General features: G+C 73.7%; 13 protein-coding genes. 3 read left to right on the forward strand and 10 right to left on the reverse strand.

Annotated elements, in window-relative coordinates; all coding sequences use genetic code 11:
* Positions 1-78 precede the first annotated feature (78 nt).
* From OSR43_RS20975 to OSR43_RS20985, 3 genes are read right to left on the reverse strand one after another with little or no spacing between them, the layout of a single operon-like run.
* A complete protein-coding gene (locus tag OSR43_RS20975) occupies positions 79-1,770 on the reverse strand; it encodes a DUF429 domain-containing protein (protein ID WP_302268770.1) in 1,692 nt (563 codons plus the stop codon).
* Between the two features lie 14 nt (positions 1,771-1,784).
* Positions 1,785-2,978, reverse strand: coding sequence for a YibE/F family protein (locus OSR43_RS20980; protein WP_302268771.1), 1,194 nt, complete (start codon positions 2,976-2,978; stop codon positions 1,785-1,787).
* A gap of 13 nt (positions 2,979-2,991) precedes the next feature.
* The gene (locus OSR43_RS20985) at positions 2,992-4,326 is read right to left on the reverse strand and encodes a lactate 2-monooxygenase (protein ID WP_302268772.1); all 1,335 of its coding nucleotides are present in this window, start codon (positions 4,324-4,326) and stop codon (positions 2,992-2,994) included.
* Positions 4,327-4,363: 37 nt separating this feature from the next.
* Here OSR43_RS20985 and OSR43_RS20990 point away from each other — a divergent pair, with 37 nt between their 5' ends.
* Positions 4,364-4,762: a hypothetical protein gene (locus OSR43_RS20990; RefSeq protein WP_302268774.1), complete on the forward strand. Its 399-nt coding sequence runs from the start codon at positions 4,364-4,366 to the stop codon at positions 4,760-4,762.
* On the forward strand, positions 4,755-5,360 hold the full coding sequence (locus tag OSR43_RS20995) for a GNAT family N-acetyltransferase (RefSeq protein WP_302268775.1): 606 nt from the start codon (positions 4,755-4,757) through the stop codon (positions 5,358-5,360). Before OSR43_RS20990 ends, OSR43_RS20995 begins: the two co-directional genes overlap by 8 nt.
* Before the next feature lie 22 nt (positions 5,361-5,382).
* Here OSR43_RS20995 and OSR43_RS21000 read toward each other — a convergent pair whose 3' ends face one another.
* The 7 genes from OSR43_RS21000 to OSR43_RS21030 form a co-directional block, all read right to left on the reverse strand.
* Entirely contained in the window at positions 5,383-6,513 is a 1,131-nt protein-coding gene (locus tag OSR43_RS21000) for an alpha/beta hydrolase (protein ID WP_302268776.1), read from the reverse strand.
* 95 nt (positions 6,514-6,608) lie between these two features.
* The gene (gene ald / locus OSR43_RS21005) at positions 6,609-7,727 is read right to left on the reverse strand and encodes an alanine dehydrogenase (protein WP_302268777.1); all 1,119 of its coding nucleotides are present in this window, start codon (positions 7,725-7,727) and stop codon (positions 6,609-6,611) included.
* A gap of 150 nt (positions 7,728-7,877) precedes the next feature.
* Complete coding sequence (locus tag OSR43_RS21010) at positions 7,878-8,804, reverse strand: 3-hydroxyacyl-CoA dehydrogenase (RefSeq protein ID WP_302268779.1); 927 nt, start codon at positions 8,802-8,804, stop codon at positions 7,878-7,880.
* A complete protein-coding gene (gene gcvPB / locus OSR43_RS21015) occupies positions 8,801-10,351 on the reverse strand; it encodes an aminomethyl-transferring glycine dehydrogenase subunit GcvPB (RefSeq protein WP_302268780.1) in 1,551 nt (516 codons plus the stop codon). The genes OSR43_RS21010 and gcvPB overlap by 4 nt, the downstream gene beginning before the upstream one ends.
* Positions 10,348-11,730, reverse strand: coding sequence for an aminomethyl-transferring glycine dehydrogenase subunit GcvPA (gene gcvPA / locus OSR43_RS21020; RefSeq protein WP_302268781.1), 1,383 nt, complete (start codon positions 11,728-11,730; stop codon positions 10,348-10,350). The genes gcvPB and gcvPA overlap by 4 nt, the downstream gene beginning before the upstream one ends.
* Positions 11,731-11,753: 23 nt before the next feature.
* Complete coding sequence (locus tag OSR43_RS21025; RefSeq protein ID WP_302268783.1) at positions 11,754-12,857, reverse strand: ATP-NAD kinase family protein; 1,104 nt, start codon at positions 12,855-12,857, stop codon at positions 11,754-11,756.
* Entirely contained in the window at positions 12,854-14,233 is a 1,380-nt protein-coding gene (locus tag OSR43_RS21030) for an aminotransferase (protein ID WP_302268784.1), read from the reverse strand. Before OSR43_RS21030 ends, OSR43_RS21025 begins: the two co-directional genes overlap by 4 nt.
* 182 nt (positions 14,234-14,415) lie before the next feature.
* Between OSR43_RS21030 and OSR43_RS21035 the strand changes: the two genes are divergently transcribed.
* Positions 14,416-15,825: an NAD-dependent succinate-semialdehyde dehydrogenase gene (locus OSR43_RS21035; protein ID WP_367891533.1), complete on the forward strand. Its 1,410-nt coding sequence runs from the start codon at positions 14,416-14,418 to the stop codon at positions 15,823-15,825.
* Position 15,826 lies beyond the last annotated feature (1 nt).

A 15,826-nucleotide genomic window follows, 5' to 3' on the forward strand; every position in this document is an offset into this window, starting at 1 on the left:
TAAGCGCCGGACTGCCCCGGGAAGGTCACCCCCGAGGCCGGCGCACGGCCTCCGACCGGCCGCGACCGGCGGCGACCCTCAGCCGCGCAGCTTCTCCAGCCGCTGCCGCAGCAGCGGCGCCCGGTGGGCGTTGCCGTGCAGGTCGACGTACCGCTCGCCGAAGACGGCGAGCAGCGCGTCGTCGAGCCGGCGGACGGCGCCGGGCGGGTAGCGGTAGTCCATCCGCTCGTTGAGCCCGAGCGCCGTGGTCGGGCGGAGGACGTCGGCGAGCTCGTCGAGCGAGGTGATGCCGAGCTCGAGGAGGAGGCCGGAGATCCAGGCGTAGTGGTCGGTGCGCGACCAGCCGGCGTCGGCGTACTGACCGGCGAGGAACGCGGCGAGCTCGCGGGGGTCCAGCCGCGGGTCGTCGTCGACGGTGGGGGTGGGTGCGGCGGGCTCGGCGCGGAGCCGCTCGCGGATGGAGGAGAACTCCCGGTCGGCCAGCTCGAGCAGGCCCGCGGCGAGGGTGAAGCGGCGGTCGAACTCCGAGGCGTGCTCGGCCGGCACCGACCCCTTGTAGCGGATGTCGTGCTCGAACTCCGCCCACGCGTGCTGCACCACCGTCCGCACCTGGACCTGCGCGACCCGCCCGCGGAGCCCGGCGTACGCCGCCTGCGACTCGCGCGCGGCGTCGAGGGCGACCAGCAGGTGGCGCGAGGCGTACCCCCACCGGCCCTCGTCGGCCGTCTGCTGGCCCATGTCGCGGTCGTCGTGGACGACGACCTGGTCGGCCAGCAGGCCGGCCACCGTCTCGACGTCGTCCTGGACGTAGGTGATCACCCGGACGCCGAGCTGGTCGGTGATGTCGGTGAGCGGCTCGGGGTACATCGGCTCCCCGTCGCGGACCCGGCCGGCCTTCTCGGCGAACGACGCGACCGACTTGGTGCGACCGGTGACCGAGAGGTAGTTGATGCCGGCCTCGTCGAGGATCGAGGTCACCAGTGCGACGGCCTGCTCCCCGGCGAGCGAGAGGTCGGCGTGCTCCGCGGCGTAGGTCTGGATCGCCGCGCGGATCGACGCGCTGCCGTCGGGGAGGGCGGGGGTGACGATGTAGCCCTCGGCGAGGTCGCCGTAGACGGTCGTCCGGTCGGGGAAGCGGTCGGCGAACAGCCCGACGTAGGCGCACACGACCGCGTCGACCTGGTCCTCCACCACGCGCAGCTCGCTCTTGCGGGTCGCGGTCTCGACCGCGTGGCGCAGCGCGGCCCACGTCTCCTCGGTGCGCACGACCGACTCGACGTGCTTCATCAGCGTGAGCAGCTCGCCGCGGAGCAGCTCGACGTCGCGGCCGCGCTTGTCCTTGTACTTCAGCGTGCGGCCGAGCCCGAAGAGCACGATGGTCGCCGGGTGCGGGTAGACCTCGATCGCGCGCCGCGCGCGACCCGAGCGCGGGTCCATGTCCAGGCCCAGCCGCTTGCAGATCCGCGCGCCGCGGGGGCCGTCGCGGAACTCGGGCTTGGAGAGGTTCGAGGGGTGGCAGCCGGCCTCGAAGCGCCGGAAGTCGCGGGTCAGCGCCTTCTCGGCCGGGCGGGAGCCGGTCTCGTTGCGCACCACCAGCGGGGCGTCGATCGCGACCAGGCACGGCCCGTCGACGTACGGCGCGAGCCGCTCGGCGATCTCGTCGTCGGTGCGCACCGCCGAGACGTGCACCAGCGCACCGTCCTCGTCGAGGACGGCGAGACCGGTCGGCTGCCGCTCGCCCCAGGCGAGGTCGATCCCGATGTGGTGCACGCGGTCAGCCTGCCCTACCGCGACGACATCCGGACCGGACCCGGCACGGTCCAGACGGCGATCGCGGTGGTGACCGGGACCGCGAGCACCAGGCCGGTGCTGCTGACCAGCGTCCGGACCACCTCCTGGGCGATCTCCTCGGTGGCGAGCAGCTCGCCGATCGACAGCCCGTAGAGCGAGAGCACCATCATCAGCACGAGCGCGGTGCCGGCGTAGGCGAAGACGATCGTGTAGATCGTCGAGGCGATGTGGTCGCGCCCGATGCGCATGCCGCTGAGGAACAGCCGCCGCCGGCCCAGCTCGGGTGCCGCGCCGCGCAGCTCCCAGACCGCGGAGGACTGGGTGATCGTGACGTCGTTGAGCACGCCGAGGCCCGCGACGACCAGCGCGCAGGTGAAGACGTCCTGCAGGTCCAGGCCACCGATGTACGTCGTGAGGAACCCGGCCTCCTCGCTGCCGAAGCCGGTCAGCCGGGTGGCACGGGTGGCGACCAGGCCCAGGCCGGCGGTCAGCGCGAGCCCGACCAGCGTGCCGGCCAGCGCGGCGCTGGTGCGCAGCGAGAAGCCGTGGGTCGTGTACAGCACCACCACCATGATCAGCGTGGAGGCGACCAGGCCGACGGCGAGCCCGGGCTCCCCGGTGAGCAGCGCCGGCAGCACGAAGCCCAGCAGCACCAGGCCGGCGAACCCCAGGCCGAGCAGCGCCAGCAGGCCGCGCCAGCGTGCGACGAGCAGCACGACGAGCACGAACAGCCCGGCGAGCAGCCACAGCGGCGTCTCACGGTCGGTGCCGAAGTAGGTGTACTCGTAGCCGCCGTCGGCCGTCTCGGCCGCCTGCAGCCGCAGGCTGTCGCCCGGCTCGAGGTCGAGCCCGGCGACCTCCGGCGGCAGGCCGACGCTGCGCCGGCTGCCCTCCTCGGGTCCGCTCTCGAGGGTGACCGACGCGGTCGTGTCCTCGACCGAGCGGAGCGTGGCGCCGACGAAGGACACCCCCGGCCCCTGGAACGACACCTCCTCACGCAGCCGGTCGGCCTCCGCGCGGTCCGGCCACAGCATCGCGAGCCCGATCAGCGCGAGGACGCCGGCCACCGCCAGCGCACCGAGCAGGACGGCCCGAGCCCCGCGACGTACGTCGACCTCCGCGTGCGGCCCGTGCCCGTGCCCGTGCCCGTGCCCCTGCGCCGGCCCGGCCGTGTGCCGACCACCCATCCCCGGCCCGCCCTCAGGCGAGCAGGTCGCGGGTGATGCCCGCGACGTCGGTGACGCCGCTGAGCGCCATCGTGAGGTCGAGCTCGGCCATCAGGTGCTCCATCACCGCCCGGACCCCGGCCTCGCCGCCCAGCGCGAGCCCGTAGACCCACGGCCGGCCCACGAGCACCGCCTGCGCGCCGAGCGCCAGCGCCTTGAACGCGTCGGCCCCGCTGCGCACGCCGCTGTCGAAGAGCACCGGCACCCGGCCGCCGACGGTGTCGACGACCTGCGGGAGGGCGTCGAGCGAGGCGATCGCGCCGTCGACCTGCCGGCCCCCGTGGTTGGACACCACGATGCCGTCGACGCCGTGCTCGAGGGCGAGCTGGGCGTCGCGGGGGTCCTGGATGCCCTTGAGGACGATCGGCAGCGAGGTCCGCTCGCGCAGGTAGGAGATGTCCTCCCAGGTCAGCGAGGAGCGGGAGAAGACGTCGAGGAAGGTCTCGACCGCGGCCCGGGGCACCGGCGAGCGCAGGTTGTCGAGGAACCGGCCCGGGTAGTGCCGCGTCATCGACAGCAGCGCACGCACCGCCGCCGGCGTGGGGCGCGGCTGCGTGCCCTCGACGGCGGGCGGGTTCGCCGCGCGGGCCTCGGCGAGGGAGCGGAAGTGCGGGTCGCTGGTGTACTGCGCGATGCCCTCGGCCCGCGCGAACGGCAGGTAGGCCAGGTCCAGGTCGCGCGTGCGCCAGCCCAGCACGTGGGTGTCGAGGGTGACGACGAGCGCGTCGCTGCCGATCTCCTCGGCCCGCCGGACGAAGGAGTCGACGACGCCGTCGTCCTTGGACCAGTAGAGCTGGTACCAGCGCGGCGACGCCCCGAGGTCGGCGGCGACCTCCTCCATCGGCACCGACGCCTGGGTGGAGAGGACCATCGGGACGCCGAGGGACCGCGCGGCCCGCGCGACGGCGTGCTCGGCCTCGCGGTGGGCCATCTCGAGGACGCCGATGGGGGCAAGGAGGTACGGCGAGGGCAGCCGGCGGCCGAACAGCTCGACGGACTGGTCGCGCTCCTCGACGTCGACCAGCATCCGGGGCACGATCCGGTGGCGGTCGAACGCGTCGGTGTTCGCCCGCACGGTCCGCTGCTGGCCGGCGCCGCCGGCGACGTACGACCACGCCTCGGCGCTCATCCGCCGCTGCGCCGCCGCCTCGAGCGCCGCCGGCTCGACCGGGACGACCGGCCGGCGGCCGAAGACGCCCTCGCGGTAGATCCGCGCCTGGACCTCGCGCCCGACGCTGGTCGCGGCCTCCACCGCGCGCTCCGCCATCCGGCCGACCTCGTGCAACGTCGTCTGTCCCGTGTCGCTCACGCCGCTCAGTGTTCCAGGGCCTGGCTAGTCTCGGCCCATGCCGCTCGCCTCCACCGTCGCCCGTGTCGCGCTCGGCTCGATCATGGTGGGCGCGGGGGTGCTGCACCTGACCAGCCAGCGCGAGGAGTTCCAGGCGCAGGTGCCCGGGTGGTTCCCGGTCGACGAGGACCTCACCGTCCTCGGCTCCGGCGTGGTCGAGATCGGTCTCGGCGCGGCGTTCGTGGCGCTGCCGCGGCACCGCCGGCTGGTCGGCGCCCTGCTCGCGGCGTTCTACGTCGTGATCTTCCCCGGCAACGTCGCCCAGTACGTCGAGGGCACCGACGCCTTCGGGCTCGACACCGACACCAAGCGGCTCGTGCGCCTCTTCTTCCAGCCCCTCCTGGTGCTGTGGGCGCTGTTCGGCGGCGGGCTGCTGGGCCGCCGCTCCCGTGGCTGACCGGCCCGCCGCGGCCCGCCGGCCGGTCGACCTCGCGGCCGTCGCCTGGCCGCGTCGCACCGAGCGCCTGCTGCTGCGCCGCGCCGTGCCCGGGGACGCCGCGGCGCTCTGGGAGGTACGGCGTCACCCGTCGGCGCACGAGTGGCTCACCGCCGGGGTGCCCGACCGGGCGTCGTACGCCGCGGAGCTCGCGCGTCACGAACGGCTCGAGCACCTGCTGGTCCTCGAGCTCGACGGCGTCGTGGTCGGCGACCTGATGCTGCGGATCACCGACGCCTGGGCGCAGGCCGAGGTCGGCGAGCAGGCGCTCGCCGTCCAGGCGGAGCTGGGCTGGGTGCTGCACCCCGACCACGCCGGCCGCGGCCTCGCGACCGAGGCGGCGGCCGAGCTGCTGCGGATCTGCTTCGAGGACCTGGGGCTGCGGCGGGTGACCGCCGAGTGCTTCGCGGACAACACCGCGTCCTGGCGGATCATGGAGCGCCTCGGCATGCGCCGGGAGACCCATGCCGTCGCCGACGCCCTGCACCGCTCCGGGCGGTGGCTCGACAGCTACGGGTACGCCGTCCTCGCCGAGGAGTGGCACGCCGCGCGCCGCTGACCTCCAGCCGGCCGGGCCCGGCTCAGAGCGTCGGGCGCACGTCCGCCAGCCAGCGCAGCACCGTCGAGCGGACCCGGCCGGCCCGTCGTTCGAGGGGCAGCGCGCTGCCCGCACCCGCGACCGTGCGCGCGGTGACCCGCTCGCTCGTCGCGAACAGCCGCTCCGCGGCCCGCTGCGACAGGGGTCGGACCCGGGTGTCGCGGTCGCCGGTGAGGAGCAGGACGGGCACCTCGACGCGGCCGGCGGTCACCGTCGCGGAGCCGAGCGCGGCCAGCAGGCTGGAGACGTCGCCGCACGGGGTCGGGTTGCGCTTCGCGGTCGCCAGCGAGCGCACCCGCGCCGTCGCCGAGGCGAACAGCAGCCGCCGGAAGTCCGCCGCGCTCGCGCCGTGCTCGGAGTAGCCGCCACCGCCGAGGCACCGCGCCAGCTGGTCGGCCGCCTCGCGGACGGCGAGCGCGGTCGGGGTCGCGGTCGGGGCCGACATCAACACCAGCCCGGCGACGTCGTCGAACTCCGCGGCCTCGAGCTGGGCGAGGGTCGCGCCGGTCCCGTGCCCGTGCAGCACGACGTGGGTGGCGTGCGGGGGCTGGTCGTCCTCGTGGGACCGGTCGGCGAAGCGGTAGACACCCGAGTAGAGGTGCTGGACGACCTGGTGCAGCATCGTCGCCTGCGCTCCCAGGCAGGTCGCGTTGCCGTCGGCCAGCGGGCTGCGGTCGTAGCCCAGCCGGTCCAGCACCAGCGAGGTCTCCCCGCGGCGCGCGAGCCTCGTCGCGTAGTCCACGCCCGGCACCCGCCGGAGGTTCCAGAACCACGCGCCGGTGCCGGCGTCGTGCACGAGCACGTTCACCCTGACCTTCGCGCCGGCCCCGGCCACCGCTCGTCGCGGACCCACCAGGCGGCCGCGCAGCACGTGCGCCCGGTTGTCGGAGAGGCACAGTGCCGACGTCTCGTTCGCGTTGCTGACGTCGAACTCCACCGGCCGGCTCACCACCCGCGCGGGCCTGACGGCCGGGGCGCCCGGCCCCGCCACCTCGGTCACCCGGGCCGGCGCCGGGCGGACGGCCGGCTCGGCGTACGACGGGACGGCGAGGGCGGCGCCGCCGAGAGCGAGCCCGACGAGACCCACGAGGACGGAGACGGCACGCTGACGCATGCTGTTGAACGTAGTTCAACACTCTCGACGGCGACAGACCGTCGGTATGTGACCTTCGGCTCGCCGGTCGACCGCGACCCCGCCCCCGCGGGCGCTCAGCCGGCCAGCACCTCGTCGAGCGCGACCGCGTCGATCCCGACGGCCTCCCCGACCGGGGCGTTGGTCAGCTGCCCCGCACGGGTGTTCAGGCCCAGCGCGAGCGAGGCGTCCTCCCGGCACGCCCGCGCCCAGCCCTTGTCGGCCAGCGCCACGACGTAGGGCAACGTCGCGTTGGTCAACGCATACGTCGAGGTGTTCGGCACCGCCCCCGGCATGTTCGCCACGCAGTAGAACGTCGACCCGTGCACCTGGTACGTCGGGTCCGCGTGCGTCGTGGGCCGGGTGTCCTCGAAGCACCCACCCTGGTCCACCGCGATGTCGACCAGCACCGAACCCGGCTTCATCCGCGAGACCAGCTCGTTGGTCACCAGCTTCGGCGCCGCCGCACCCGGGATCAGCACCGCACCGATCACCAGGTCGGCCTCGGTCACCTGCTGCTCGATCGCCAGCTTCGAGGACGCCAACCCGTGCACCCGGTTGTTGTAGCGCCAGAACGACATCCGCAGCTTGTCCAGGTCGGTGTCGAGCAGCGTCACGTCCGCACCCATGCCCAACGCGATGTTCGCGGCGTTCTGCCCGCTGACACCGGCACCGATGATGACGACCTTCGCGTTCGCCACACCACCGACACCACCCATCAGCACCCCACGGCCACCCTCGGCCTTGAGCAGGCTGTGCGCACCGACCTGCGGGGCCAGGCAACCCGCGACCTCCGACATCGGGTACAGCAACGGCAGCCCGCCCGAGGGCAGCTGCACCGTCTCGTAGGCGATGCCGGTGACCTTGGTGGCCAACAGCTGCTCGGTCAACGGCTTGTCGGCCGCCAGGTGCAGATAGGTGAACAACGTCAGGTCCTCACGCAACCGGTGGTACTCCTCAGCCACCGGCTCCTTGACCTTCAACACCATCTCCGCCGCACCCCACGTCTCGTCGGCGTCCCCGACGATCCTCGCGCCCGCCGCGACGTACTCCTCGTCCGGGATCGACGACCCCACACCCGCACCCGCCTCGACCACCACCTCATGGCCGTGCGCGACCAGCTCGTGCACCCCGATCGGCGTGATCGCGACGCGGTACTCGTGGTTCTTGACTTCCTTTGGCACGCCGATGCGCATGTCTGGCTCCTGGATCTGGGTGAGGTGGCTGTGGGTGGTGGCCCCGAGACGGGCCCCGGGAGATGAGCCCCGGGAGATGAGCCCCGAGATGAGCCCCGAGAGGCGCCCCCGGCGGTGGCCGCCGGGGGGGTGGAGCGGGTGCTGCGTGGGTCAGCCGGTGACTGCGCCGGCGACCCGCATGAGCGCGCGGTCCCGGCTCAGGACGTTGGCCGCCCACTCGTCCGGGTGCTGCTCGGCGTGGAGGTCGTCCGCGACGCGGGCGACCAGCTCCGCCGGCCACTCCTCGACCTCGCCGTGCTCGGCGCCCATGCGGAGGTACGCCGGGCCCATCAGCTCGGCGTGCCGGGTGAGTCCGCCGCGCGTGTTGAGGTCGGCGGTGGCGAACGGCCCGAGGACGGCCCACCGGCGGCCGAGCCCCTGGCTCACGACCCGGTCGACGTCCGTGGCCGAGGCGACCCCGTCGCGCACGAGCCGGTAGGCCTCGCGCAGGAGGGCGCCCTGGAGGCGGTTGAAGAGGAAGCCCTCGACCTCCCGCTCGACCCGGACCGGCGCCATGCCGGCGGCGAGCAGCAGGGCGTGGGTCCGCTCGACGGTGTCGGCGGAGGTGAACTCCGCGGGAACCAGCTCGGCGACCGGGAGCAGGTAGGGCGGGTTGCCCGGGTGGACGACGAGGCACCGGTCGCGGCCGGGGAGGTCGGCGGCGAACCGGGAGACCGGCATCATCGACGAGGAGGACGCGAGCACCGCGGTCGGCGACGCGACCCGGTCGAGCACGGCGAAGAGCTCGCGCTTGACCTCCTCGGACTCCACGACGCACTCCTGGACGTGGACGGCCGGGCCGACGACCTCGGCGAGGTCGTCACCGACCTCGACCCGCGAGGCGAGGGCCTCCGGATCCGCGAGGAGTCCGTGGGCGGCCAGCTCGTCGGCCCGCTCCCGCACCTCGCGGGGCACGAGGTCCCGGCGGGCGGCGTCCACGTCGTGGACCCGTACCTGGTGCCCGGCGCGGGCGAAGACCACGGCCCACGCGACGCCGATGCTGCCGGCGCCGACGACGGCGACCGCGGAGCCGCTCACGCGCGGCCCTGCTTGCGCAGGTGCGCCCGCCAGGTCGTGGCCCAGCGGTCGGGGTCGTCGAGCGAGGAGCCGTCGATCTGGCCGACGACCTGGTGGTGCGGCGAGGTGCGGACCAGCTCGGGGTCGGCCCGGCCCTCCTCGAGCACGTGCGCCATCACGTCGATCCAGTAGTCGATGTCCTCCAGCGACCACGTCTCGCCGGCCTCGGGGGTGAACGGCTCCGGAACGATCCACGGCTCGTGGCTCATCCAGAACGCGTCGATGCCGTGGTCGGTCATCCGGTTCTGGACGTCGGCGGCGGTGAGCCCCGTCTCGGCGGTGTACTCCTCGAGGCTGAAGCGGGTCATCTCCAGCCGGTGCTGGGTGGCCTCCGGCACCGACTTGGTGACGCCGCGCAGCCCGAGCAGCCGCTTCTCCATGTAGTTGTTGGCGAGCACCGAGAGGTCGGCCGCCTCCTTGATGCCGTCGCCGCCCATGGCCAGCAGCCAGGAGTAGGCCTTGACGACCTGGTTGACGTTGCCGAGGTACTCGCGCACCCGTCCGACACCGCGCTCGTTCTCGCGGCGCACGAACCCGTCGGGCGTCTCCTCGACCAGCGGACCGGGGAGGTACGGCGCGAGCTCGGCCGTGCAGCCGTAGGCGCCGACCGCCGGCCCGCCGCCGCCCTTCGGCACGCCGAAGGTCTTGTGCAGCATGAACATGCAGGCGTCGAAGCCGAGCTCGGCGGCTCGCAGCCGGCCCATCACGCCGTTGAAGTTGGCGTGGTCGTAGAAGCAGAGCCCGCCGACCTCGTGGACGGTGCGCACCCACTCCTTGACGTGGGGGTTGTAGATGCCCATGTCGTCGGGGTTGTTCATCATCAGCGCCGCCGTGCGCTCGGAGACGACCGCCTTCAGGGCGTCGAGCGAGGGGTAGCCGTCGGCCTCGACCGGGAGCGTGATGATGTCGAACCCGGCCGCGGACGCCGTGGCGGGGTTGCAGGGGTGGGCCTGGGCGGTCGTGATGATCTCGCGCCGGGTCCCGAGCTCCCCGCGGTCGGCGAAGTAGGCACGGGTGACCGCGGCGTGGGTGAACGCCGCGGCCGCGCCGCCGCCGGGCTGGAAGACGAAGCGGTCCATGCCCGAGAGCCCGCGCAGCATCAGGTCGAAGCGGTGCACCGCCTCGAGCAGGCCCTGGATCGTGCTGTCGTCCTGGTCGGGATGGATCTCGGCCAGGCCGTCGCGGGCGGCGAGCTGCTCGTTGAGGCGGGGGTTGTACTTCATGGTGCAGGTGCCGAACAGGCTGATCCCCACCATCCCCATCGTCTCCTGGGAGAGGTGGAGGTAGTGGCGCAGGACGTCGGGCTCGGCCACCTCGGGCAGCGCCGGGGCGACCGCGCGCAGCAGGCCGGCCGGGAGCGCCGCTGCCGGGTCGAGCGCCTCGATCGGCTCGGGGGGAACGTTGCCGCGGCGCCCGGCGCCGCTCATCTCCATGATGAGCGGCTCGTCCCAGACCGGGGCCTGGTACCGGCGCAGTCGTGCCGCCGCGGAGGGAGTGGTCTCGGTCATGACAGCACCTCTTTCAGGGCCTGCACCAGGTGGTCGATGTCGTCGGCGGTGTGGATCTCGGTCACGCAGAACAGGGCGGACTGACCCAGCCAGGGGAAGTCCGCGGAGAGGTCCTTGCCGCCGAAGATCCCGTGCTCGCGCAGGCCGGCGTTGACCTCCGCGACGGTGCGGCCGGTGGCGGTGAGGTCGACGACGAACTCCTTGAAGAAGCTGTCGGGCCAGCGCACCTCGACGCCGTCGACCTCGGCGACCCGCCCCGCGGCGTACCGCGCGTTGGACAGGATCGTCCGGCCGAGCTCGGCGAAGCCCTCGGGGCCGAGCAGGGCCATGTAGACGGCGTTGGCGACGGTCCACAGGTAGACCGAGTTGCCGGTCCAGTCGTTGCCGTCCTCGCGGGAGCCGTAGGACGTCTGGTGGAACAGCGCCATGCCGAAGGTCCGCTCCCCGCGGACGGTCTCGGCCAGGCTGACCTGGAGCGTGGGGTACTCCCGCGCGTAGCGCTCCTCGTCACGGGTGGCGATGAACCCGCCCACGCCGCCGCCGGCGTGGAGGTGCACACCGAGGGGCTGGGTCGAGCCGACGACGATGTCGGCGCCGAGGTCGCCGGGCGCCGCGAGCAGCCCCAGCGAGACCGGGTCCACGCCGAGGACGGTCTCGGTGCCGTTGGCACGGCAGGCCGCGGCGATCTCCGCCGTCGCGGTCTCGACCACGCCGAGGTGGTTGGGCGTCTCGAGGTAGACCGCCGCGGTGTCCGCGTCGAGGGCCAGCGCGGAGACGTCGACGCAGCCCGTGGCCGGGTCGACGTCGACGAGCCGCACCGCGATCGGCTGGTTGCCCTCCGCCAGGCCGCAGTAGGTGCGGATCACCGCGAGGCGCTCGGGGGAGATCGAGGCCGGTACGACGACCTCGCCACGACCGGTGAGCCGGGCCGCCATCCGCAGCGCGTTGCCCGCGGCGGCGCCCCAGCTGTAGACCGGCAGGCCGACGAAGTCCATGCCGAGCAGCTCGCCGAGCATGGAGGCGTACTCGAACCAGGCCTGGTTGCGGCCGAGGTCGGAGGACGGCGTGCCCCAGACCGGGGTGAGGAACTCGCTGCGGCCCACGATCTCGTCGACGACGGCCGGCACGTGGTGCTGCCAGGTCCCGGCGCCGAGGAAGCTGAGGTTCCCGACGCAGTCGTCGTTGCGGTCGACCAGCGTGCGCACGCGGCGGCGCAGGGTCGCCTCCGACCTGATCCCGGGGGCGAGGCCGTTGCCGGAACGGGAGACGTGGTCGGCCGGGATCTGCTCGAACAGCTCCTCGACGTCGTCCACGCCGACGTACGCCAGCATCCTGGCCTTGGCCTCGGCCGTGGAGTTGGGCATGTAGGGATGTGCCACTCGGGCTCCTCTCGTCACGCGGCTCACGCCACGACCCTCAGGACGGTGCTGCGGGACGGCCCCGTGCGCACCCGGCGGTAGCCGACCAGGCGGGATGCCAGGCCGGGGTCGTCGATGTCGACGTGGAGCACCGGCTGGGCCAGCGCGTCCACCTTCGCAGGGGTCGCCAGGACCTCGATCCGGTCGGTGCCGACCGCGGCCAGGACGGCCGGCGACAGCTGCTGGTTGCCGCGGCCGAGCAGGAAGCCCTGACCTCCCACCACGCCGAGGACCAGGCCGGCCCGGGGGTGCTCGGCGAGCAGGGCGAGCAGGTCGGCCTCGCTGGCGTCCACGGCCACCGAGCGCCCGTCGAGGACGGCGTCGACGCCCAGCGCCGTCGTGGGCACGCCCAGCGCGGCTCCGACCTCGGCCACCGTGGTGCCCGGCCCCAGGAGGTAGAGCCGGCCGGGCTCCATCTCCGCGGCGACCCGGCGGGCCAGCGCGGCGGCGTCGTCGGTGGCGGTGCCCGCCGTGCCCTTGCGCGCCTGCACCGCCGAGCGCACCGCGGGCACCTGCACGGTGCCGTGCAGGCGCACGTCGCCGGCCTCGTCGCGGTCGACGACCTCGGCGGGCCGGGTGGCGGTCTCGTCACCGGCCAGGAAGCGGGCGGCGGCGGCGGCCGCCGCCTCCGGCGTGGTGCCGAAGACGCCGGAGTGCATCTTCACCCCGGCCGGGACGCCGAGCACGGGCACGTCACCGACAACGGCGGCGACGTCGCGCGCGGTGCCGTCACCGCCGACGAAGAGCACCAGCCCCACGCCCGACCGGACCATCGCCCGGACGGCCTCGCGGGTGTCCTCGGCGTCGGTGCCGGAGCGCGCGCGCCCGGGGCGCGTCGGCAGCTCCGTGACGTCCCACCCCCGGTCGCGCAGGTGGTCCACCCCGAGGACCCCGCCGCCGGCCACGACCCGCAGGTGCGGCGCCAGCTGCTGGAGGCGGGCGAGCGCCCGGTCGGCCCGGGCGGGGGCGACCGGGACGGCGCCCCGCTCGAGGGCGCGGTCCAGCCGGCCGTCGGTCCCGTGCAGGCCGACCCGGCCGCCCATCCCGGCGACCGGGTTGACGACGAGGCCGAGGACCGGACCGCTCACGCGAGGCCGAGCTCTCGGCACACGTCGTCGAGGGCCTGGCGGGTCCCCGCCACCATCTGGTCCAGCTCGGCCTCGGTGACCACGAACGGCGGCGAGAAGGAGATCGTGTCGGCATTCGGCAGCGCCCGGGTGATGACCCCGAGCTCGCGGGCCCGCTTGACCAGCGCGCCGGCGACCTTGCCGCGCGGCTCGAAGCGGCGCAGGCCCTCCTGGGACTCCACCAGCTCGACGGCGCCGACCAGGCCGTGCCCGCGGACCTCCCCGACCAGGGGGTGGCCCTCGAAGGCCTCCCGGAGGCGGGCGTGCAGGTGGTCGCCGCGCGCCTTGGCCTGACCCATCAGCCCGTCGCGCTCGATGATGTCGAGGTTCGTGAGCGCGGCGGTCGCGGCCAGCGGGTGCGCGGAGTAGGTGTAGCCGTGGCTGAAGAGCCCGTAGGTGTCCGAGCCCGACGCGATGACGTCCCAGACGGCGTCGGAGACCAGGCAGGCCGACAGCGGGACGTAGGCCGAGGTGATGCCCTTGGCCACGGTCATCAGGTCCGGCTCCATGCCGAACGCCTGGGAGCCGAACCACTCGCCGGTGCGGCCGAAGCCGCAGACGACCTCGTCGGCGATGAGCAGCACGTCGTGCTTGCGCAGCACCTCCTGGATCGCCGGGAAGTACGACGCCGGGGGCACGATCACGCCGCCGGCCGCCTGCAGCGGCTCGGCGATGAAGGCGGCGACCGTCTCGGGCCCCTCGGCGATGATCTGCTCGTCGAGCTCGCGGGCGAGGCGGGCGACGAACTGCTCCTCGCTCTCCCCCTCCTGGCCCTCGAAGCGGTGGTGGGGCGCGCGGGCGAAGCGGACCATCGGCAGCGGCAGGTCGAAGCCGGTGTGCATGCCGGGGAGGCCGCACAGGCTGCCGGACATGACGGTGACGCCGTGGTAGCCCCGCTCGCGGGAGATGATCTTCTTCTTCTCCGGGCGGCCCAGGACGTTGTTGTAGTACCAGACCAGCTTGACCTGCGTGTCGTTCGCGTCCGAGCCGCTGTTGCCGAAGAAGACCTTCGCCATCCGGCCCGGGGCCTCGGTCACCAGACGGTGCGCGAGCCGCGCGACCGGCTCGTTCCCCATCGAGGCGAAGGTGTGGTAGTAGGCCAGCGTCCGGGTCTGGGCGGCCAACGCCTCGGCCATCTCCTCGTTGCCGTAGCCGATGTTGACGCACCACAGGCCGGCCATCGCGTCGAGGTACTCCCGGCCCGACACGTCGACGAGCGTCGACCCGCGCCCGCTGGCGATCATCAGCGGCCCGGTGCGCTCGTGGTCCTTCGCGTGCGTGAAGGGGTGGAAGAAGTACTGGCGGTCGAGGTCGTCGACGTTGCTCGCGATCGTCATGTCTGCCTGCATCTCGGGAGTCCGGTGAGTCCTGGGAACCGTAGCACTTTTCGTGCGCAAAGCGTACGATTGGGCGCAGACCGGCCACAACCTTGTCGGCCGCGACCAGAGAGGCACCTGTGAACACGACTTTCGAGGCCGACCGGTTGACCGATCGGGCACTGCTGCGCACCCAGCTGTTCATCAACGGCGAGTGGCGCGACGGCGCCGGGGAGCCGTTCGACGTCCTCGACCCCGCGACCGGCGACCTGGTCGCGACCATGGCGGCCGCGGACGCCGCCGATGTCGAGCGAGCGATCGCCACGGCTGAGGTCGCCGGCCGCGCCTGGGCGGCCCGGCCCGCGCCGGAGCGCGCGAAGGTGATGCGCCGCTGGTACGACCTGATCGTCGAGCACGCCGACGACCTCGCCGCGATCCTCACCGCCGAGCAGGGCAAGCCCCTGCACGAGGCGCGCGGGGAGATCCTCTACGGCGCCGGCTTCGTCGAGTGGTACGCCGAGGAGTGCAAGCGCACCTACGGCGAGGTGATCCCGAGCAACGTCCCGGGTCGCCGCCTCGTGACCGTCCGCCAGGCGATCGGCGTCACCGCGGCGATCACCCCGTGGAACTTCCCCTCCGCGATGATCCTGCGCAAGGCGGCGCCCGCGCTGGCCGCCGGCTGCTCGATGATCATCAAGCCCGCCGCCGAGACGCCGCTCTCGGCGACGGCACTGGCCGAGCTCGCCGCCCGTGCCGGCGTGCCCGCCGGCGTGCTGAGCGTCGTCACCGGCCCGGCACGCGTGGTGGGCGAGGTGATCACCGGCAGCCCGGTTGTCCGCGCGCTCAGCTTCACCGGCTCCACCGAGGTCGGGAAGCTCCTGATGGCGCAGAGCGCCGGCACGGTGAAGAAGCTCGCCCTCGAGCTCGGCGGCAACGCTCCCCTCATCGTCTTCGACGACGCCGACCTCGACCAGGCCGTCGCCGGGGCGATGGCCTCGAAGTTCCGCAACGCCGGGCAGACCTGCGTCTGCGCGAACCGGATCCTCGTCCAGTCCGGGATCCACGACGCCTTCGTCGCGCGGATGCGGGAGGCCGTTACCGCGCTGCAGGTCGGCAACGGGTTCAGCGAGGGCTCCCAGCAGGGCCCGTTGATCTCGGCGGAGGCCGTGGAGAAGGTCCGGCGCCACATCGCCGACGCGGTCGGCGCCGGTGCCCGGGTCGAGGTCGGCGGGGACGTGCACGAGCTGGGCGGCACCTTCTTCCAGCCCACCCTGCTCACCGGTGTGCGCGGCGACATGCTCGTGGCCCGGGAGGAGACCTTCGGCCCCCTGGCCCCGATCATCTCCTTCGAGACCGAGGAGGAGGCCGTGCGGCTGGCCAACGACACCGAGTTCGGGCTCGCGGCCTACTTCTTCACCCGCGACTCGGGGCGCACCTGGCGCGTGGGCGAGGCGCTGGAGTTCGGGGTGGTCGGCATCAACACCGGCCTGATCTCCTACGAGGGCGCACCGTTCGGCGGGGTCAAGGAGTCCGGGCTGGGCCGCGAGGGCTCGCGGCACGGCATCGACGAGTTCACCGAGATCAAGTACCTCTGCATCGACGGCGTCGGCTGAG

Source organism: Nocardioides sp. Arc9.136 (assembly GCF_030506255.1).
GTDB lineage: Bacteria > Actinomycetota > Actinomycetes > Propionibacteriales > Nocardioidaceae > Nocardioides.